The sequence below is a fragment of the Bacillus sp. FDAARGOS_1420 genome (genome assembly GCF_019344915.1).
GTDB classification, from domain to species: domain Bacteria; phylum Bacillota; class Bacilli; order Bacillales; family Bacillaceae_G; genus Bacillus_A; species Bacillus_A mycoides.
The window spans coordinates 3,359,742-3,379,512 of the sequence record NZ_JAHWJB010000002.1; the positions used below are offsets into that span (position 1 = coordinate 3,359,742).

General features: G+C 35.5%; 22 protein-coding genes and 1 pseudogene. 6 read left to right on the forward strand and 17 right to left on the reverse strand.

Annotated features, from left to right (window positions below):
• The first annotated feature begins 182 nt into the window (after positions 1–182).
• A complete protein-coding gene (locus I6L50_RS27475) occupies positions 183–317 on the forward strand; it encodes a YqzM family protein (protein ID WP_000997609.1) in 135 nt (44 codons plus the stop codon).
• Between the two features lie 31 nt (positions 318–348).
• Here the strand turns inward: I6L50_RS27475 and I6L50_RS27480 are convergent.
• The 3 genes and pseudogenes from I6L50_RS27480 to I6L50_RS27490 all read right to left on the reverse strand — a co-directional run bounded on the left by I6L50_RS27480 (position 349) and on the right by I6L50_RS27490 (position 3,904).
• Positions 349–2,669: pseudogene (locus tag I6L50_RS27480) on the reverse strand (DNA internalization-related competence protein ComEC/Rec2).
• A gap of 14 nt (positions 2,670–2,683) precedes the next feature.
• A complete protein-coding gene (locus I6L50_RS27485) occupies positions 2,684–3,241 on the reverse strand; it encodes a ComE operon protein 2 (protein ID WP_002088698.1) in 558 nt (185 codons plus the stop codon).
• A 63-nt stretch (positions 3,242–3,304) separates the two neighbouring features.
• Positions 3,305–3,904 (reverse strand): helix-hairpin-helix domain-containing protein, encoded by a 600-nt coding sequence (locus I6L50_RS27490; protein ID WP_219303557.1) that lies wholly within the window; start codon positions 3,902–3,904, stop codon positions 3,305–3,307.
• Between the two features lie 77 nt (positions 3,905–3,981).
• Between I6L50_RS27490 and comER the strand changes: the two genes are divergently transcribed.
• Positions 3,982–4,809: a late competence protein ComER gene (comER, locus tag I6L50_RS27495; RefSeq protein ID WP_002015213.1), complete on the forward strand. Its 828-nt coding sequence runs from the start codon at positions 3,982–3,984 to the stop codon at positions 4,807–4,809.
• A 172-nt stretch (positions 4,810–4,981) separates the two neighbouring features.
• Here the strand turns inward: comER and I6L50_RS27500 are convergent, their stop codons facing one another.
• The 8 genes from I6L50_RS27500 to I6L50_RS27535 all read right to left on the reverse strand — a co-directional run bounded on the left by I6L50_RS27500 (position 4,982) and on the right by I6L50_RS27535 (position 10,114).
• Positions 4,982–5,731 (reverse strand): class I SAM-dependent DNA methyltransferase, encoded by a 750-nt coding sequence (locus I6L50_RS27500; RefSeq protein WP_002088700.1) that lies wholly within the window; start codon positions 5,729–5,731, stop codon positions 4,982–4,984.
• On the reverse strand, positions 5,728–6,084 hold the full coding sequence (gene rsfS, locus I6L50_RS27505) for a ribosome silencing factor (protein WP_000653209.1): 357 nt from the start codon (positions 6,082–6,084) through the stop codon (positions 5,728–5,730). The genes I6L50_RS27500 and rsfS overlap by 4 nt, the downstream gene beginning before the upstream one ends.
• Positions 6,081–6,650: a bis(5'-nucleosyl)-tetraphosphatase (symmetrical) YqeK gene (yqeK, locus tag I6L50_RS27510; protein WP_002143180.1), complete on the reverse strand. Its 570-nt coding sequence runs from the start codon at positions 6,648–6,650 to the stop codon at positions 6,081–6,083. The genes rsfS and yqeK overlap by 4 nt, the downstream gene beginning before the upstream one ends.
• The gene (locus I6L50_RS27515) at positions 6,640–7,209 is read right to left on the reverse strand and encodes a nicotinate-nucleotide adenylyltransferase (RefSeq protein ID WP_219303558.1); all 570 of its coding nucleotides are present in this window, start codon (positions 7,207–7,209) and stop codon (positions 6,640–6,642) included. Before I6L50_RS27515 ends, yqeK begins: the two co-directional genes overlap by 11 nt.
• Positions 7,210–7,344: 135 nt before the next feature.
• Positions 7,345–7,638, reverse strand: a complete 294-nt coding sequence (yhbY, locus tag I6L50_RS27520) for a ribosome assembly RNA-binding protein YhbY (protein WP_002015220.1) — start codon at positions 7,636–7,638, stop codon at positions 7,345–7,347.
• Between the two features lie 4 nt (positions 7,639–7,642).
• Positions 7,643–8,476, reverse strand: coding sequence for a shikimate dehydrogenase (aroE, locus tag I6L50_RS27525; protein WP_219303559.1), 834 nt, complete (start codon positions 8,474–8,476; stop codon positions 7,643–7,645).
• A gap of 15 nt (positions 8,477–8,491) precedes the next feature.
• Positions 8,492–9,598 carry a ribosome biogenesis GTPase YqeH gene (yqeH, locus tag I6L50_RS27530; protein ID WP_002015224.1) on the reverse strand — a complete coding sequence of 369 codons (1,107 nt, stop codon included), beginning with the start codon at positions 9,596–9,598 and terminating at the stop codon, positions 8,492–8,494.
• Between the two features lie 3 nt (positions 9,599–9,601).
• Positions 9,602–10,114 (reverse strand): YqeG family HAD IIIA-type phosphatase, encoded by a 513-nt coding sequence (locus I6L50_RS27535; RefSeq protein ID WP_002015225.1) that lies wholly within the window; start codon positions 10,112–10,114, stop codon positions 9,602–9,604.
• Between the two features lie 247 nt (positions 10,115–10,361).
• Here I6L50_RS27535 and sda point away from each other — a divergent pair, with 247 nt between their 5' ends.
• Entirely contained in the window at positions 10,362–10,517 is a 156-nt protein-coding gene (gene sda, locus I6L50_RS27540; protein WP_002015226.1) for a sporulation histidine kinase inhibitor Sda, read from the forward strand.
• Positions 10,518–10,669: 152 nt separating this feature from the next.
• On the opposite strand, the gene I6L50_RS27545 is transcribed toward sda, so the two are convergent.
• The 3 genes from I6L50_RS27545 to I6L50_RS27555 all read right to left on the reverse strand — a co-directional run bounded on the left by I6L50_RS27545 (position 10,670) and on the right by I6L50_RS27555 (position 14,146).
• Positions 10,670–11,458, reverse strand: coding sequence for a phosphatidylserine decarboxylase (locus I6L50_RS27545; protein WP_113935604.1), 789 nt, complete (start codon positions 11,456–11,458; stop codon positions 10,670–10,672).
• Positions 11,459–11,749: 291 nt separating this feature from the next.
• Positions 11,750–12,463 (reverse strand): RNA polymerase sporulation sigma factor SigK, encoded by a 714-nt coding sequence (gene sigK / locus I6L50_RS27550; RefSeq protein WP_000051382.1) that lies wholly within the window; start codon positions 12,461–12,463, stop codon positions 11,750–11,752.
• Between the two features lie 183 nt (positions 12,464–12,646).
• Entirely contained in the window at positions 12,647–14,146 is a 1,500-nt protein-coding gene (locus I6L50_RS27555; protein WP_219303560.1) for a YcdB/YcdC domain-containing protein, read from the reverse strand.
• A gap of 304 nt (positions 14,147–14,450) precedes the next feature.
• Here I6L50_RS27555 and I6L50_RS27560 point away from each other — a divergent pair, with 304 nt between their 5' ends.
• Positions 14,451–15,101, forward strand: a complete 651-nt coding sequence (locus I6L50_RS27560; protein WP_002015229.1) for a GTP pyrophosphokinase — start codon at positions 14,451–14,453, stop codon at positions 15,099–15,101.
• Between the two features lie 179 nt (positions 15,102–15,280).
• Here I6L50_RS27560 and I6L50_RS27565 read toward each other — a convergent pair whose 3' ends face one another.
• Together I6L50_RS27565 and I6L50_RS27570 are read right to left on the reverse strand one after the other, a co-directional pair.
• A complete protein-coding gene (locus tag I6L50_RS27565; protein WP_219303561.1) occupies positions 15,281–15,745 on the reverse strand; it encodes a hypothetical protein in 465 nt (154 codons plus the stop codon).
• 54 nt (positions 15,746–15,799) lie between these two features.
• On the reverse strand, positions 15,800–17,185 hold the full coding sequence (locus I6L50_RS27570; protein WP_002190719.1) for an alkaline phosphatase: 1,386 nt from the start codon (positions 17,183–17,185) through the stop codon (positions 15,800–15,802).
• Between the two features lie 269 nt (positions 17,186–17,454).
• Here I6L50_RS27570 and I6L50_RS27575 point away from each other — a divergent pair, with 269 nt between their 5' ends.
• Both I6L50_RS27575 and I6L50_RS27580 read left to right on the forward strand, forming a co-directional pair.
• Positions 17,455–18,294 (forward strand): GNAT family N-acetyltransferase, encoded by an 840-nt coding sequence (locus I6L50_RS27575; protein ID WP_219303562.1) that lies wholly within the window; start codon positions 17,455–17,457, stop codon positions 18,292–18,294.
• Positions 18,295–18,309: 15 nt separating this feature from the next.
• Positions 18,310–19,194, forward strand: coding sequence for an alpha/beta fold hydrolase (locus tag I6L50_RS27580; protein WP_002143186.1), 885 nt, complete (start codon positions 18,310–18,312; stop codon positions 19,192–19,194).
• Positions 19,195–19,230: 36 nt separating this feature from the next.
• On the opposite strand, the gene I6L50_RS27585 is transcribed toward I6L50_RS27580, so the two are convergent.
• Complete coding sequence (locus I6L50_RS27585) at positions 19,231–19,731, reverse strand: DoxX family protein (RefSeq protein WP_002015237.1); 501 nt, start codon at positions 19,729–19,731, stop codon at positions 19,231–19,233.
• Positions 19,732–19,771 lie beyond the last annotated feature (40 nt).

Below are 19,771 nucleotides of genomic sequence, written 5' to 3' on the forward strand. Positions count from 1 at the left end.
ATTATTTACAATAATAATCTTAGTATAAGTGCCAACTGTTAACATGATTGGAAATGAAAAATTCACGCTACTTAACTAACTAGAAAAAGTATACAAATACTCTATTTCACTTCATATGGAAATTGTAGATTTTTTTCTGACAATATTTTATACTAAAATGGAATGTTGGGGAGGGATTCTAAATGAATGATTTTGAACAAAACGTTCAAAGTAAACGCAATGACGCTATTGATTCAGGGGTAGGATTTATCGTCTCATTTGGTTTTTTCGCAACACTTTTCATTATTGCAACTGTTATTAAATTCATCGGTTCTTAAAGGCTGCTGCTTAACGGCAGTCTTCTTTTTTTCATCTTCTATGTGTTTCATCATATGTGATTTTACTTTGAAAGGTTCCTTTTTCTCCATTAAAAACATAGGAAATAGCACCTTGCTTATCCGTACGCCATATATCAATACCCATCTTCTTAAAGCGCTCTATAACTTCCTTATGCGGGTGCCCATACCTATACGCTCCCCCACAGAAATAATCGCTACAGCAGGCTGTACAAGGCTTAAAAATGGATCTGTAGACGATGTTTTACTCCCATGGTGGGCAACTTTTAAAATATTAGCTCGCAAATCAGGATATGTTGATACTATAAACTTTTCTCCTTCTTCTTCTAGATCACCCGTAAATATCCATGTTAGTCCCCCTAGTCTGGCCCATAGTACAATCGAAGAGTCATTTTCTCCCTTTTCTTTCCCCTTTGGAGCTAATACGAAAAATTCCGCTTCATTTACCCTCCAACCTTCCCCTTCTCCTACTACACTTATCTTCATGCTCTTTTCTAACGCCTTTTTCTTCACCACTTTTTCCAATACAGCATCTTGTTCCTTTCTCCCAAATACAACTTCTTTTACAATAATAGATGACAGCAAATCCAGCGCAGCACCTATATGATCCGCATCTCCGTGCGTTACAATTAATTTATCAATCGTTTTTATACCTTCTTTTTGTAAAAAAGGAACAAGAATATCATGCCCAACAGAAAATTCATGCTTTTTCTGTTGCCACGCTTCCTTCTTGACAGAAAGGGCTCCTCCTGTATCAATAAGATAAACCTCTTTATCGTACGGAAGACGAATTAATATCGCATCTCCCTGTCCAACATCAAGAAATGTAACACTCCCACTTTCGCGAAAATATGGATATACATAATGACAAGTACTAATAAAAAGAAACACACCCACAACTATGCACAAAATTTTTTTCGTTATTAGCCTTTCCCAAATCACAAATATACTAACGATACTAAAACAATATATAGCCACAAGAAATAAAGGAGTTTGACCAAAAGTAAGTCGGATGAAAGGGAAACTTTCACAGTAACTTAGAAAATCATTAGAAATGGTTAAACATAGTGAAAGTACATATGCAATTCCTTTTGCGAAAAATGGAATAACCGGCATACATATAAGAATAATGATGCTACACGGCAATACAATAATGGATAGAAAAGGAACATATATAAGATTGAGGAAAATGCTATAAGGAGAAAAATAACCAAAATGATATAACAAGATGGGGGTACTAGCGAGCTGTGAAATTATAGAAATGTAAATAGAATTTCGAACTATCCCATTACTACGCCCTAATAATATCGGCGCAGATAGTAGTAAAGAAAAACTACCTACAAATGAGAATTGAAATCCAATGTTGAAAATAAGATACGGATCGTATATAAGCATACATATAGCTGTTATACTTAAGGCATCTAGACTAGATAAGCGAACAGAGCACATGAAAGCTACCAATAATAAAACTCCTGTTATAGAAGCCCTCACAACAGATGGCGACGCCCCAGCTATGATCATATACAGAGGAATGCAAACTATAAGGCATACTGTTGCTGTCTCTTTCGTCACACCACTTCTTAGCAAAACAAAATACATTATAACCATTAATAATACGATATGCGATCCTGAAATTGCTAACAAATGTATAAGACCAAATTGTTGATATTGCTCTTCTACTTCAAACGTCATTTGTTGTCGATCTCCAAATAATAATGCGTTCATAAATGCACCTGATTGTTCCGGGAACATTTCTGTAACTTTCGAGATTGTTTGTTGCCTGAGAAGGAAAATCCATTGCACGAGTGACAACGATGTTTTTTGACATTCAGAAATGTATGTCACATCAAATATAAAATGTATTTTTTGCTGATATAAATAATTACGATAATCAAAAACATGAAAATTCCGGGCAGTTTGTGGTTCTTTCACCTCCCCTTTAAATGTACACGATATACCTGCATGTAATTGTTGCAACTGCTTCTTTTCCGAAGCAGATTGTATTTTATAATTTAACTGCACTAAGTTTTTATTCTGATCTTCAATTTGAAAAGAGAGACGATCCCCATTAATTAGAGGTGTATTTTGCACGACCCCTCGTGTAACTTCATAGGACTCCCCTAGCGGCTTATTTAGACTCTGAACATACGTGGTGTACATAGCGCCACTAAAACACGCTATTATACAAAATATGAAGGTTTTACGCGAAGTACGATATAAACAAAATAAAACATAACAAACGAAACAACAAGCAGCCAACAAATGCGATGCGGAAAAGGTAATTGCAATCCCAATTATAAACGAGATTGCAACATAGCCCCATTGCCCATTCAACTCATACTCACTCCTTATAGCATCATTTTCGCTTTAGTGAATACACGCTGTAATTCTTCCATTGATAAATTATCTTTTTCTAAAGCTGCGAATAATTCCTTTAGCTGTAAATGACGCTCTTGTTCCTCTAGCGATGTAATATCGTATTCTAGTGGAACGTGCTTTACTGTTACACTCGCTTGTTCAAATAACTCTACGGCATACGGATGATTTTTATAGTCCTGTGCATAATAAACCGCTGTAACACCACTTTGAATAATCGCCTTACAGCACTGCAAACAAGGAAAATGTGTGACATAAATTTCCGCTTCCTCTGTTTTTGCACCAAACTTCGCACATTGTAATAAAGCATTCATTTCAGCATGAATTGTACGAACGCAATGATTATCAATGACATAGCAACCATCGTCTATACAATGCACACCACCTTTAATTGAACCGTTATATCCACCAGCAATAATTCGTTTATCACGAACAATTGTCGCTCCTACCGCAAGCCTTGTACATGTACTACGTAAAGATAGTAGATGGCTTTGCGTCATAAAATATTGATCCCATGAAATTCGTTCCATATTTTTCACCTTCTTTTTTGTCTACTTGTAGTGTAGCGAAAAAAGAAAAACTTCGTCAATCTTTTATGGAATAATAATTTGATCTTTTATTTTCTCTAAAGACTTCGCACCAATCCCATCAATTTCTAATAAATCTTCTATTTTCTGAAACGGACCATGTTCTTCTCGGTATTTCAAAATACTTTCCGCTTTCCGAGAACCAATGCCTGTTATTTTTTCAAGTTGCTCTTTAGAAGCTGTATTTATTTGCACTTTACCCTCGCTTTTTGAAAAAGTAGCCCCTTCTTGCACTGGCTCATTCTTGTTAGGAACATAAAGAAGCATTTGGTCTTGGACCATTTGCGCCAAATTCACTTTCTTCACATCTGCATCTGGCAACAAACCACCAGCTTTTTCAACTGCCTCCTTCACCCGGTCCCCTTCCTTCATTTCATACACACCCTCTTTAAAAACCGCCCCTTTCACATCAATTATAATTATTTTTTTCTGCTCCTTTGTATCCAATACTTTCGGTTTACTTTTTTTCTCCACATCTTTCACTTGAACTTCCGTTGTAATGAGCGATCGCTCTGTTTGCTGATTCGTTTTCCAGAAAAAAAGAAAAATCAAAGTGCCAATAATAATCACTAATCCCAACCATTTTTTCGGAAAATCCCACATCATTTTACACCTCTAATCATAAATTTATAACATCATTCATATTGTTTAGGAGAAAGCTGTTACGAAGGAGGGATGAAACATTGAACATAGGAATTATAGGGACAGGGAACATGGGGAATATACTAATCGATGCATTTTTAGAAACCCGTGCTGTCAAACCCTCGTGCCTTACTATTATTAATCGGACGCCTGCCAAAGCATATCATATAAAAGAAAAATACCCTTCTGTTCATATAGCCAAAACAATCCAAGAGGTAATCGAACAATCCCAGCTTATTTTCATTTGCGTAAAACCGATAGATATATACCCTATTCTACAAAAATACGCTGACCATTTTTCAGACGAAGATTGCTTAGTTTCTATCACAAGCCCCATATCTCCATCACAATTAGAAACACTTATACCTTGCCACGTCGCTCGTATCATTCCAAGCATCACAAACCGCGCCTTATCCGGCGCATCACTATTTACATTTGGAAATAACTGCTCTCTAGAATGGCAACAAAAACTACTTCGTCTATTCAAAAACATTTCTACTCCCCTTGTTATAGAAGAAGATATAACGCGCGTTTCATCTGATATAGCAAGCTGCGGCCCTGCTTTTTTTAGTTATTTATTACAATGTTTCATTAACGCTGCTGTAGATAAAACAAATATCACACATGAAGAAGCCACTACTTTAGTAAGTGAAATGGTCATTGGAATGGGGAAATTACTGGAAAAAGAAATTTTTACATTACCTACTTTACAAGAAAAGGTATGCGTTAAAGGCGGTGTTACAGGAGAAGGTATTCGTATTTTAGAAGAGCACGTTGGGGATATGTTTCATAAATTAATCGAACGGACACATGAGAAATTTGATGAAGATTTAAAATGCGTTGAGCAGCAATTCAATAAACACACATAATAAATATGCCATCGTAATCCCAAACCCTTTTTATTAATACTTATCTTTTTCATGCTACATTTTCACTAAAACTAGCATTTTTACACTTTACACATATCATCTTTTTATTTTTCTAGAACTAAAACTACATCTTTTCTATAAAACAAAAGCAACCTTATCGGTTGCTTTTCTTTTATCCATTCTTCTTCGCCATAAAAAAGATGCGCTCTGTTTGTTCTGTCACTTCAATTCGTTCAAAGTCACCTGTGACGCGAAGCACTGTAAACCCAGCTTCTTCAAGCCATTTTGTTAACACTTCAACCGAATACGCACGCTGCACGTGACATTCGTCAAAACGATGATACACATCTTCTTCTGAATCTTGTACAAAGAATGTCAAATCATGTTCCACACTATCTGATTCTTCTCCAGGGAAGCAGTTCCAAATAAGTGATATTTCTTCGCCGTTCACTGTATATGTTTCATTTTGAAATACGTGATGTATTTTATATAAAGAGTGTACATCGAATAAAAACAAGCCATCCTGACGTAAATGGTGGAAAACTCTTCTAAATGTTTCTTGCACTCCATCTTCTTGCAATACATAATTTAATGAGTCACAAAAGATTGTCACACAATCAAATTCACCAGGAACATCGAGCTCTCTCATGTCTTGTTGGTAAAAAGGAATAAAATAGCCTTCTCCCCCCAATTTTTGCTGCGCGACAGTTAACATTTCTTCCGAAAGATCTACACCAATTAAATCATAACCTTTTCGCACAAGCGGAAGTGTTACGTTCCCAGTTCCACATGCTACGTCAAGGATTCTTGCCTCTTTCATAGATGCCTGTTGTAAACTTTCCTCTGTGAATTCCACCCATTTATCATAAGGGACATCATTCATCAGTTCGTCATACAGCAAAGCAAATTGTTCGTATTTCATTGATCTAGCTCATCTGCAATATCTTCACGCGGCACATCGCCCCATAGACGCTCTAAATTATAGTGATTACGCTCATCTTTATGGAATACATGAGCAACCACATCACCAAGGTCTACTAAAACCCAACGCGCTTCATCAAAGCCTTCCATACGTTGTACGTTAATTTCGAACTCATGTGCCTTCGCTTTAATTTCACGTGCAATTGCTTGTACTTGCTTGTCTGAATTTCCGTGACAAATAATAAAATAGTCTGCAATCGGTGAAATACCTTGCATATTTAGTACAACCATATCTTCTGCTCTCTTATCATCAGCTGCTTTTGCCGCTAATACTAATAACTCTTTATCTTTCATTTATTAATTTCCTCCTTGATAACTTCATTGTATGTTTGGAATGTTAATGGATAAATCGTTTGATCTTTTTCCATTAAAAATTGAATTGTTCGCTTTAAAGCAAACAGTAAAGCTTGATTTATATCTTTATATGCGAGTTTCCTCGCTTCTTCCACACCAGGAAACTTACGTCCTGGTTCAATGTAATCTGCTACATAAATAACTTTATCTAACATTGTCATTTTTTCATGACCACTTGTATGATATGTAATAGCTTGTAGAATTTCAGGATCAGTAATGCCTACTTCTTTTTCTACTAAGTATGCCCCAACAGGTGCATGCCATAACTCTTTGTTATAGTGCAGTAGATCCTTTGGCAAAGCTTCTCTCTTAATAATCTCTTCCATTTCTGGAATCGCTCTACATTTTGCATAATCGTGAAATATAGCAGCCGTCTCTGCCTTTTTCTCATCTACACCATATAACCTAGCAAGTTCAATCGCTGTTTCCATTACACCAACCGTGTGTATATAACGTTTTTCATGCATTTGTTGTTTGACAATACTAAGTGCTTCCTCACGATTCATACAACCCATTCCTCTCGATATATACCTGTACTTTTTCGGGGAGTAAATATTTGCACGTTTTCTTCGTCATATATCTCTCACGTAACAGAGAAGAAGAAACTGCAAACTCCGGAATTTCCACTTTTACGATATCATAAGGCGTATGTAATGTATAACCTGGTCTTGCAACTCCAACGAAAGTCACAAGCTTAAGTAACTTTTCAATGTTATACCACTTCGGCAAATACTCAACCATGTCTCCGCCAATAATAAAGTGAAACTGCACATCCGGATACTTCTCCGTTAATTGTACCATAGTATCGTACGTATAAGATGGGCCTTCTCTGTCTAGCTCTTCTAAACAAATTGAAAAGTATGCTTCTTCCTCAATCGCTATTTGCAGCATGTTTAATCGACTTTTCACACTCGTAATGTTACGTCCTTGCTTGTGCGGTGGAATTTGATTCGGCAAAAACCATACCTCTTCCAACCCTAAAGCATGATACACTTCATTTGCAATTAACAAATGTCCATTATGAGGTGGATCAAACGTGCCACCAATAATGCCAATTTTTTTCAAAAGAAACGCCCCTTCCTTTTACATACAGCAACTCTCCCCATACATATTCGAAGAGAGCCCACTGTTAATAAAAGTTCAATTGGTTTCGCTTTCTACATATCAAGCGTCCATTACAAAGTAACTCACGTATATCTTTTATCGAGGAAGCTTAATCTGCTTATTTTCTCTTGATTCTTTGTATAAAACAATTGTGCTTCCGATTACTTGAACGATTTCAGCTCGTGCACCTTGTGCAAGCTCTTCTGCAACTTCACTACGATCAAATTCACAGTTTTGTAATACGCTCACTTTAAATAGTTCACGAACTTCTAATGCTTCTCCAATTTGTTTCACCATATTTTCATTCACGCCACCTTTTCCAACTTGAAAAATCGGTGTTAAATGATGTGCCTTTGCACGTAAAAATCTTTTTTGTTTTCCTGTTAACATATAATTAGCCTCCAAGCTCTCTCATTACTAATTGTTTCATTCTATCAATATTCGGCACACACCCTGTCCACATTTCAAATGCAAGTGCACCTTGATAAACGAACATATCGATTCCATTTTGAATTATTGCACCTTGTTCTTTCGCATCGCCTAAAATTTTCGTCTCAAATGGATTATAAATAATATCAGAAACAATCGTTCCTTGTTTCAATGAACGAATTTCCAGCGGCGTATACTCAACATGTGGATGCATACCTATCGTTGTTGTTTGGATGATAATATCATATTCCCCTTGATTTTCTGCTGCACATTCTAACGTTAGAGCATGCGAATTAACATTTGCCATGCACCCAGAGATAAGGTTTTTCGCCTTATCTCTCGTACGATTAGCAATATCAATTTCTTTCACACCTACATCGGCAAGCGAGAAGTAAATAGCTCGGCTAGCACCACCTGCACCGATTAATAAAATACGTTTCTCTTGAAGTGGATCTTCACTAATTGACTGCAGGGCACGAACAAAACCAATTCCATCTGTATTATACCCAATCAATTTTCCATCTCGATGAACTACTGTATTTACCGCACCGATTTGCCTTGCTAACGGGGCAATCTCATCCAAGTACTCCATAATTGCAACTTTGTGCGGAGTCGTTACATTAAATCCTGAAATACCTAATGCTTTCAAACCTTTTACTGCTTCCCCTAGCGCTTCTTCATCTACAAGAAACGCATGGTAATGGGCATCCATATTCAAGTATTCAAATGCATCGTTATGCATAACGGGTGATAATGAATGTCCAATTGGATTTCCGATTACACCATATAATTGTTTCATAAATCCCTCTCCATATTAAATTAAAGATTTACGTAATGAAACACTTACTCCTTTTGGTACATGAGCAACAATTTTCGCTCCTGATTCATTTACAGTAACCCAGCCCAATCCAGAGAATACAACATCCGTTTTCGGCTCACGAATATTAAATTCATATTTCACAAACTTAGGCATATTTTCTAATTCTTCTGGTGTCGGTGGATTCAATAATTCTCCAGCGTGTTTTTCGTACAATTCATCAGCCTTTTCAAGCTTTGTACGATGGATTGTTAAACGGTTTGAGAAATGACAAGTGAATGCACGACGGCCCCCACTTACATAATCAAATCGTGCTAATCCACCAAAGAATAATGTTTGTTCTTCATTTAATTGGAATACCATTGGCTTAACTTCTGTAGTCGGTGTAATAAGCTTTAAGCTTTGTTTCCCAACATAATGCGCCATTTGATGATGATTAATAATACCTGGTGTATCGTATAAAGATGACGTTTCGTCTAATGGGATATCAATTAAATCAAGCGTTGTTCCTGGGAAATGTGATGTTGTAATTACATTCTCAGTCTCATCACTAAACTCTTTAATCATACGATTAATAAATGTTGATTTACCAACATTCGTACATCCAACAACATAAACATCTTTACCTTCGCGGTAATGCTCAATTGCATCAGCAAGTTCAGCGATTCCTTGTCCTTTAGCTGCACTAATTAAAAAGACATCTTCTGGTTTTAAACCAAGTTGCTTTGCACTATAGCGCATCCAATGTTTTACTTTATCATGCTTAACTGACTTTGGAATTAAGTCAGCCTTATTCCCTACAAGTAATACTTTATTGTTCCCTACAAAACGATGTAAGCCCGGTAACCAGCTACCATTAAAATCGAAAATATCTACGATTTTAACCACCAGTGCGTCTGATTGTCCAATTCCGTTCAAAATACGAAGGAAATCATCATCTGTTAAAGATACATCTTGAATTTCGTTATAATGTTTCAAACGAAAACAACGTTGGCAAATTACTTGTTCTTTTTCTAAAGATGATACAGGAGCGTATCCTACTTCATTTTTATTTTCTGTTTGAATTTCTACACCGCAACCAATACATTTAATTGTTTCAGTCAAACTTTATTCCTCCCAGTTAATTAAGCCTTTTTTCTTCATGTTCCTCATAATTCTTCGTTCAATTTTCCGATTAAATCGTGTCACCAATCCGTCCGTTTGCGCTACCGGTACAACTAAAATTGTATGAAGTCCCACACGATTCCCGCCGAGCACATCCGTTAGTAACTGATCTCCAATTACTACAACTTCATCTGGCTGCAGGTGCATCTCGTGTATCGCACGCTTAAATGCGCGAACAAACGGTTTGCGCGCACTATGAATAAACGGAATACCTAATGGATCAGCGAAGTCTTTAACGCGTTGCTCGTTGTTATTTGAAACGACCGTTACTTGAATATCATTTTCTTTCATTTTCAAAAACCACTCTTCAAGCTGTGGCGTTGCGTTTGGACGATCCCATTCAATTAAAGTGTTATCTAAATCAGTAATAACTCCTTTAATTCCACGTTTTTTCAAATCTTCTGGTTGAATATGATATATATTTTTCACATATTCATTTGGTAAAAATAACTTCAATTTCTTTCACCTCTTTGAGGATTTTTCATAAAATTTTTCGACAACATTTTTCGATAGATAACCTGTGGATAAACTTGTACACACTTTCCACATTAATTTTTCAGTCAATTTGGAATTTACTAACAATCTATCCACATTTTATCCACTGAGTTATGTGGATAACCTCTTGTTTGTGACTGTCATATTTTTTTGGTACATTAAATGCAACAACGAATCAATCCTTATATTATTTAGGAGGTGACTCACCTTGAAAACAAAACATATGGAACAGTTATCTACTGATTTACTCACTGAGTCTTATTATAAAGCAAAAGAACTAAAATTAAATCCCGACTTCATTTTACTTATAAAACAAGAAATTATTAGACGCTCGTTAGAGGACAAGCTCGTCAAATCTTCTTGAGTACATATAGATTGCTGATTGACCTGTAAAAAGAGCCATCCTGCGATGGCTCTCGAATAAACAAGTACTCCCATCTAGGGGATTTCTCCATTAAGCATCTTTGTCCACATTTCTTAATTAGAGCTTCATAAGTATATTATAAAATCTTTTCTTTACTTATGAGATACTCGGGTTGCAATTTTTTCACCAAGACGCAACTCTTGCCCACTTGTCAATTCCTGCACTGCTTCAATCATATCTTTTTCAAATAATAAAACAACTGTTGAGCCAAATGTAAAGTATGCCATCTCTTCACCTTTTTGAACAGTACTTCTTTCATGAAGAAGCTCGATACTATTAACAAACATAGCACCTACTTTTACAAGTGCCATATGTTCGCCGTCACTATTTACTTCTGTAACAGAGCGATAATTTTTTGACAATGGTTCTTTCCCATACTCCATACCCGCTGCATTTACCGGATATGATTTTCTACCGAGTACAAATCTTTCAGTCACAGAGCCAGAAAGCGGGCTATGAATACGATGATAATGACTTGGGCTCAAATAAATTACCATATATGTACCGCCTGCATATCGCTTTGCACGCTCTTCATTACCTAGCATATCCACAATTGAATAACGCTTTCCTTTTATATCGAATGTTTTTGTATCCTCAATAGGACCTTTATCAGCAAAAACACCATCAACAGGACTAACGATACTCGATGCATCAGTATCAATACTACGCTTTCCTTCTTTTAGCCTACGTGTAAATAAATCATGCAATGTTCGATATTCCTTCAAACCCTTTTCCATCTCATCTTGATTAATTTGAAAAACTTTCACATACGATGGAATAATGATAGAGCTCAAACGAGATTGTGCAAATTTACGTAATATATAAGAAGTAAAACGACCATTTGTAAGTTCGATCATAAGTCGATATAATGTCCGTCGCAAATTACGAAACCTCCTAATCAGCCTATAACTTTAGTTTCCCCTTCTTTTCTCTCTATATCATATGTAAAATTGGTTCTTATTCCCACATATAGAATGGAGCCGTCTCGTTATACACGAAGAAAAACTAAGTATAATTTTTATTCTTAAATTGTTTAGCACCTTCTAATATTACAGATAGAACCCGCCATTTTCAACAGTGAACATGTATTTCTTCTTAGAACAGCTCGTTTTCTTTCCGTTTTCCCGAAAGAAAAGCAGCCACTTTTAAAGTGTAGCTGCTTACAATACACATTATTCTTTTGCTTTTTTCTCTTTCTCAGCCCGCACAAATTCATGGAACATTTTCATTAAAGCACGCTTTTCAATTCGCGATACGTAGCTTCTTGAAATACCGAGTGCCTTCGCAATCTCCCTCTGTGTTTTCTCTTTATCAAGCCCAAGTCCAAAACGCTTCACAATTACTTCTTTCTCTCGTTCGTCCAAAATATCGATATACTCTTTAATTTTTTCTAACTCCATACTAAGCTGAATCATATCAATTACATCTTCAGATTCTGATTTTAATATATCAATAAGCGATATTTCATTACCCTCTTTATCTTGCCCAATCGGATCATGAAGTGAAACGTCTTTTTTCGTTTTCTTCAACACGCGTAAATGCATCAAAATTTCATTTTCGATACAGCGTGCTGCATATGTTGCAAGCTTAGTTCCTTTCCCTGCTGAATAGCTTTCAATCGCTTTAATAAGCCCAATGGTACCAATTGAAATTAAATCTTCTGCATCTTCACCAGTGTTTTCGAATTTCTTAACAATATGAGCTACAAGCCGTAAATTATGTTCAATTAAAAGATTTCTCGCTTGAGCATCACCTTGCTCCATTAACTCTAAGTACTTTCTCTCATCATCTGATGATAACGGCTGCGGGAACGCATTGTTCTTCACATAAGAAACAAATACAAACACTTCTCGAACCATATATCCAATTGCGGCGAATAGACTCAAACCTTTCACCTCCGCCAAAATAGTGGTCTTTACTATGTGTATGTGGGCATGAGGTTGTTTGTGTCTGTACGATGTAAATATGGAACTCTTAACTTAATGGCATTCTTAAACCACTCAACGCTAATCATTAATTTTTTCTATAAACATAGTAAAAGCCAATCGAAACGTATCGATTGGCTTTTACTAATATTCACTCCAAATTTTCTCTCCAGTATGCGCATCTATGTAACGAATTTTCCGACTACAATCGACGGATTCTTTATGATTTTCATTCCTCGTTTGTTTATACAGCAGTTTATATTTCATTTCCTCTGCATCATGATCTATACACCATTCTAATTTTACTCGAATGACCTCTTTATATATTTCTAACGCTTTTTCTTTTGTTACTTTTGGTGCTGTTTCATATGCAAGTAATTCTTTTATAAAGTTGCTAGATTTTCCTGAGTAGTGCATCACAGCACCATTTTCTGTATTGATGTTGATCATAAATTGCATATAGTCTATTGGAATCCCATTCACATATACGGAAAAGGTAAATCTTTCAATCCCATCTTCTGCTTCTTCACGTTCTTCCCAAAGACGAAGATATTGTGTGATATCTGGAATAACTCGTTCTAAAAATTGAAGTGCTTTTTGTAAACATTCCTCTCTAGACAGTATTTGTTTTACTTCTTTATCGTCTGCCAGTTTTATAAAACCAATTAACTCATTGGTTGATTTATCAATCGTAATGCCAACTAAATTATTATATTTTAACATCGGTAAATGCTTTTTAAAGAATTCATTCATTAAATATGGATTCTTTTCTTCTTTCTGTTTTTGTAATTCCTCTCTCGAAACAAATTTCATCCTTATTCCATCTTCATTTTCTGTCTCAGCTACTTTTGTAAAACTTTCTTTATCCCAGTCAAATAAATCGAATATATCATCTTGTTGACTACCTTTTTTCGGTTTTTCAACAGCTACAGTTGGAGGTAATTTATAATGATCTGGGTCAAACAAATCTTTACCTGTACTTGCATCAATAAACGCATGACTAGGTTCTAGTTCATATACAAGATGATAGCCTTTTACTTCCTCACCATTTTCATATTTACATGAAGAATGTGTTAAATCCACAAATACAAGTCTCATATCTTGTCTAGCTCTCAAAGTTTCTAAAACGACGTTCTCCTCAACAATTTCAATTGGCCATAACGGTTTTTTCTCTATAGCTTTTTGTCCATTGTAATGAAAATGCACAACATTACCTGAAGGATGAATTCGCACAACACATCCTGTATTCGGCAATGGATATCCATTCACTTCCTGCATATAATTTATTTCTTTCCAACCACGCCAGTCATCCTTAACAGTTACATATGTATAAAATTCATATCCTTCTTTTGTATATTTTTTTAAGAATATATTTGCAATCTCTCTTGCTTTATTCTCCTCTATCGCTTCCTTACCGATCGAGAAAGAATTTTCATCATCTATCCTAAATTCAATTAAATTACCAGTATGTCTATTCAACGTAATTTGTATCGTTTTCTCCTCATCCGCTTTATGTTCCCACCATAATAGATGATATGGGTCATCCACACCTTCTTGATCATCTACAACAAGCCTATATTCATCTGGAATTTCAATAATATGAGCCACTTGCTCTGTTCTTTCTTTATCTTTTGAATTCATCATACCCTCTCCTTTATTACATTTTAAGGTAATTATAACAAACAAAACCAAAAATCATTAGCAAAAAGACAAAAAGCTGAAACAATTAGTTCATACGAATTTCACATGAATCTATTACTATAAGAATTGTACATAGTGAAATTACTAACAATGACGTTTATTCATATATAATTTCATTTGAAAGGGGTTGAAAAGATGAAAACTAAATATCGCTTTATGATCTCATCATTTGCTGCTTGCGCCTACATGATTTGGTGTTTAGTATAATAACAACTTCACTTGTAAATAAGAAAAGGTGTGTATATAAATGGAATATAACCAATCAACCGTTAACTACTGGAAAGCTTTTGTATTACCTTATACATTTGCTTTAGAAGAGTTAAAAACTAAATTTGAAATTATGAACCGGGAAGCTCAATTTTTAGAAGACTACAACCCGTTTGAACATATAAAAACAAGACTTAAACAACCCGAAAGTATCATTAGGAAGCTTGAGCGTAAAAACTTATCACCAACAGTTGAAAATGCTCAAACACAATTACAAGATATTATTGGCATCCGTATTACATGTTGCTTTGTAGAAGATATTTATCATTTAAAAGAAGTTATTGAAAATCGTGGAGACATGGAAATTGTAGAAGTAAAAGATTATATTGCTAATCCAAAAGGAAATGGCTATAAAAGTTTGCATATGATTATTAAATATCCATTGTCACTAAATTCTGGTACGAAAGATGTCTTTGCAGAAATTCAATTACGTACACTTGCCATGGACTTTTGGGCAAGTTTAGAACATAAACTTTACTACAAATATGAAGGAAATATACCTGACTATTTGAAAGATGAACTACATGACGCTGCTATGAAAGCTGAAGACCTCGATAATAAGATGGCAACAATCCGTCAAGATATTGATGACATTGAAGCATGTTCAAATCAAATTTTATTACCACTATAAAAAGGTTCTCTCCTATGAGAACCTTTTTATCCCGCTATTTGCGGGCAGTAAGACTCCCACCTCAAAATTCTGCGAATGCGAAGGAGTTAGGTGGGCGATCAACTGCCCATAAAAGCCCGATTGGTTCAACTAATAATCAGTGGGGGATGGACAAAACCCCCACTGATTAAAGTTTCACTTTATTTCTTCTCTATCGTACGAACCTCTTCAATCTTCCACCCTTCGTCTTCTTTTCCAAGTGCATACTGCATTTTCTTTTGGAAAGTAACCCCTCCATCTACTTCTTTTTCCTCCGTTTCAACAATAACAAGCCCACCTTTAAGAGCTTTCATATTCATATGTTCCAATTCTATTTTCTTATTTCCCTTTTGAAATGCCGCTTCCTTTTGTGTTTTTAAGTCCTCAGCACTAGGCATCTTCTTTGAAAATAACTCCATATGCTCAGCAAGATTTTTTTCATTCGTCGTCCGTACAAATGCCTCAATAACATCTTGAATGGTTTTCTCTTCTTCTTTCGTTATATGTACCTTTTCCTCAGTTTTCCCAGCAGATTTTTGTTCTATATTATTCTCTTGAGATTGACATCCAACTAGCAATAATACGAATACTAGAAGGAATCTTAATTTCCCTAAAAAAAATCTCATCTTTCCATCTCCTAAAAAGAAAAGTGAGGCATTTCGCCTCACTTTCATTTATAATTAGCGTCTTCCTTTATTCGGATCGCCACCGCCAACGATGTCAAAGACACGTTTAGCTATATTTGTATTCTCTTGAACGCCAGAGAATAAGTATTTACCTGGTCCGAATGCATATACGTTCACATCTTCACCTGTATGTCCACCCGTTGTCCAACCTGTAACCGAACGCTTATTGAAGATATCTTCAATTGCATTATCAATCTTTGTTACATCTTTTGATGGAGCTATATCATTTACAGCTTTAATTTCTTCTGGTGTTAATTGTAGATCAATATACTTTTTCAATGTTTCTTCTACATTTGCACCTTTTACAATCTCACTTGCCATAAAGTCTGGCGTACGTTTCGCAGCTTTAATCGGATCTACTTTAAAATTATACTCACCATTCGCACCTAAAGATAATCCGCCAGTAGAATGATCTGCAGTTGCAACAACTAATGTGTTCTTATCTTTTTTCGCAAACTCAATTGCTGCTTTAAACGCTTTTTCGAAGTCTTCCATTTCACTCATTGCACCGACAATATCATTATCATGTCCAGCCCAATCAATTTGACTACCTTCGACCATTAAGAAGAAACCGTCTTTATTTTTGTTCAAGCGCTCAATCGCTGCATTTGTCATCTCTTCTAATGAAGGTGTTTTGTCAGTACGGTCAATCATTTTGTCTAAACCACCTGGTGCAAATAAGCCAAGAACTTGATCGCTTTTATCATTTAATAATTGATTACGATCTGTTACATAACTATAACCAGACTTCTTAAATTCTTCTGTAAGATTGCGGTCTTTTCTAACAAAGTTCTTTACGCCCCCGCCAAGCATAACATCTATTTTATGCTTACCTTTAATTTTCTCATCAAAGTAATCATTTGCAATTGCGTCCATATTTTTACGACTAATATCATGTGCACCGAATGCAGCTGGTGTTGCATGCGTAATTTCAGAAGTTGCAACGAGTCCCGTTGACTTCCCTTTTTCTTTCGCTTGCTCCAATACTGTTTTCACTTCAGCTTTATCATTATCTACTGCAATAGCTGCGTTATATGTTTTTATACCTGCTGACATCGCAGTAGCTGCCGATGCAGAGTCTGTAATATTTTCATGTTCATCTTCTGGATATGTTTTTTGTGTTCCTACAAGATGCTTATCAAATTCTGTAGATTCCATCTCAAATGTTTTTGGATTATCTTTCATATAACGATGAGCTGTCATATATGAAGGCCCCATACCGTCCCCAATTAATACAATGACATTTTTAATTTTTGCATTGTTTCCGTTCTCATCTGCATTAACCTCACTAGAACGCGTAAAATTCCATGTTGCTACCGAAGTAACTGCTAACGACGCCACAACTGCAAATGGCCATGCTTTTTTTACAAACTTTTTCACTGTCTTGTCCCCCTAATTAGGTTATTCATTTCCCACTATCAAATTTAATAGAAGACTGTTAAGAGAAAATGAGTTATATGCAAATTTTTTGTTAACTTATGTAAATTTAAGTTATAATTTGTATAAGTTTGTCTTTTCATATCAAGCATACTCCCCTTTACAAAGATAAATATAAACATGTTGGATTTCTTTTAATACGAACCTATTATTTTACATTTCTTAATATTATTCTTATTTTTTCTAATTTAAATAGAAATATGGTGAACTTTATGAAAACAGTAAAACTAGACGCATCTTCCATTCCAGATTTACTCTCTCTTTGCGAATCAGTTGGGTGGTTACAGCATGAGAGTTTTATGAAAGAGCAATTCCATATGTACCTTTCCATTGGCACAATTTTTGGCTATGTACATGAGAATAAACTTATTGCAGCGGGCGGGGTCTTTTCGTTTGCCCCTGGATTTTCTTCTATCGGTATGTTAATCGTGCATCCTGATTTTCAAAGAAAAGGAATTGGCCGTATTTTGTTAAACAATAGCTTAAAAGTAACTTATCCATCGCTCCCTATTACGCTCATTGCAACAAAAGCTGGTGAATCCTTATATGAATCTTATGGATTTCAATCAATAACAACAATTCATCGTTTCGAAAAACAAGCGGCTCATATAAGTACAAATTCTTTTCCCATAAAACAAATTCAGCAAGCCGATCTTCAATCTCTCATTTTTCTTGATCAAACTGCGACTGGTGCAGATCGTTCTAAGCTTTATTTATCACTACTATCGAGAGCAACTTACTCCTTTAAAATAGAGCGGGATAATCAAATAGATGCTTTTTCTTTATGCATACAAAAAGGAGATGTACTATGTATCACTCCACTTATTTCAAAAAAAGAAAAAGACGCTATTCAGTTATTAGAAATAATTTGCAACTCGTGGAATGGGACGATACGCATTGATGTTCCGCACTCACAATTCATTTTCCATCAATTTCTTCAAACAGAAAATTTCCAGGAAACGCTCCTTTCACCTCTTATGATAAAGAACGGTAATCAACTTCCTGGAAATCGTAATATACTATTTGCTATGATAGATGCAGCGTTATGTTAGAAAGGGGACACCTAATTGAAGCGATTTAGCTATTTTATGGTAGGTTGTCTTACTCTTACACTATTAGTAGGATGTAGTGCAGCAGAAAAGCCAGTAGAACAAGTAAAACAAGTTAAAAATACAATTACAGCGAAACTAGCTACCGAGGAAAAAATGGTAGAGATAGATGGTCAAACGATTTACTTTAAAAAGATTGGTGATGAAAAACCACCTTTACTTATGATCCATGGATTTGGAGGATCATCCGATGGTTTTCAAAAGGTTTACTCAGATTTAGCAAAAGATCATACGATTATTTCTGTTGATGCTTTAGGATTCGGACGTTCCTCTAAACCGATGGATTTTTATTATTCTTTCCCAACTCATGCAAATTTGTATTATAAGTTAATGAAAAAATTAGGGTATGACTCATTCGCAATACTGGGACATTCTATGGGCGGAGAAATTTCTCTTAATTTAACATATTTATACCCCGAAGCGGTTACCCACCTTATTTTAACTGATGCTACAGGCGGCCCTCATACGTTCGTTAATAAACAAGGTTCACCAAAACCAAAGTTGTCGACTGATTTAAGTGCCGTTTCTTCTATTGCAGATTATGATGAGAGCAAAGTTAAATTCAAGCGTAATGATGAAGAGCATTATAATAAAATGAAATTATGGCCTAGGCGTCTTCAAATCAATGCAACTGAAATCAAGCAACCAACTTTAATTATATGGGGAAGAAATGATAGTAGCGTTTCTTGGAAAGAAGGAGAAACTTATCATCAATTCTTAAAAAACAGCACTTTCCATATTATTGAAAAAGGTTATCATGCTCCATTTCGTCAAGAGCCACAAGAATTTGTAGGGTATGTAAAAGATTTCTTCGAGAAAAATCCTATAAGTGCTGAAAAATAAACGGGTATCTCATTTTGAGATACCCGTTTTCATATATTAAGCAGCTTGCTTTTGGCGTTTTTGAATTTTTGATCCTAGTACTTTTGGAATAACTAAGCCATCAATTCCAAGTTTTCCAGCATTCATACCAGAAACAAGAACGAACATGGATAAGATAACCATTTCAGGGTTTACACCAATTGACCCACTAAACATATAGGAAAAGTTCATTACAAGACCGAAAAAGACCGCTGTTTTTGTTAAACAGCCTACAATTAAACCAATTCCGACTAAAATTTCTCCCCACGTCACAAGTGTATTAAATAAATCAACGTTTGGAATTGCAAAATCTTGTAAAAATGATGCCCACCAAGATTGAACAGCTGGTTGTGCTCCTTTAGATTTTTCAATTGCACCTTGTAAATAACCAGTTGCATCGAAGCCTTTTCCTTGTAGTTTACCGATTCCAGCCATTACCCATGTGTAACCAAGATACACTCGAATTATCGCTAATACAAAAGAAACTGCTTTGTTTTCTCTTAAAAATTGAATAATCATATCTTCCTCCTAAAGTTGTAATTAAATCAGTTACAGATAA

Bases quoted from the DNA above. Each gene is read 5' to 3' on its own strand.
- aroE (WP_219303559.1), bottom strand. From the start codon at position 8,476: ATGAAACAATTATATGGTGTAATCGGAAATCCAATTGGACATTCATTA.
- I6L50_RS27585 (WP_002015237.1), bottom strand. From the start codon at position 19,731: ATGATTATTCAATTTTTAAGAGAAAACAAAGCAGTTTCTTTTGTATTA.
- yhbY (WP_002015220.1), bottom strand. From the start codon at position 7,638: ATGTTAACAGGAAAACAAAAAAGATTTTTACGTGCAAAGGCACATCAT.
- I6L50_RS27575 (WP_219303562.1), top strand. From the start codon at position 17,455: ATGAAAACAGTAAAACTAGACGCATCTTCCATTCCAGATTTACTCTCT.
- yqeK (WP_002143180.1), bottom strand. From the start codon at position 6,650: ATGAATCGTGAGGAAGCACTTAGTATTGTCAAACAACAAATGCATGAA.
- I6L50_RS27555 (WP_219303560.1), bottom strand. From the start codon at position 14,146: ATGATGAATTCAAAAGATAAAGAAAGAACAGAGCAAGTGGCTCATATT.
- rsfS (WP_000653209.1), bottom strand. From the start codon at position 6,084: ATGAAAGATAAAGAGTTATTAGTATTAGCGGCAAAAGCAGCTGATGAT.
- I6L50_RS27565 (WP_219303561.1), bottom strand. From the start codon at position 15,745: ATGAGATTTTTTTTAGGGAAATTAAGATTCCTTCTAGTATTCGTATTA.
- I6L50_RS27500 (WP_002088700.1), bottom strand. From the start codon at position 5,731: ATGAAATACGAACAATTTGCTTTGCTGTATGACGAACTGATGAATGAT.
- I6L50_RS27475 (WP_000997609.1), top strand. From the start codon at position 183: ATGAATGATTTTGAACAAAACGTTCAAAGTAAACGCAATGACGCTATT.
- I6L50_RS27490 (WP_219303557.1), bottom strand. From the start codon at position 3,904: ATGATGTGGGATTTTCCGAAAAAATGGTTGGGATTAGTGATTATTATT.
- I6L50_RS27485 (WP_002088698.1), bottom strand. From the start codon at position 3,241: ATGGAACGAATTTCATGGGATCAATATTTTATGACGCAAAGCCATCTA.
- I6L50_RS27560 (WP_002015229.1), top strand. From the start codon at position 14,451: ATGGAATATAACCAATCAACCGTTAACTACTGGAAAGCTTTTGTATTA.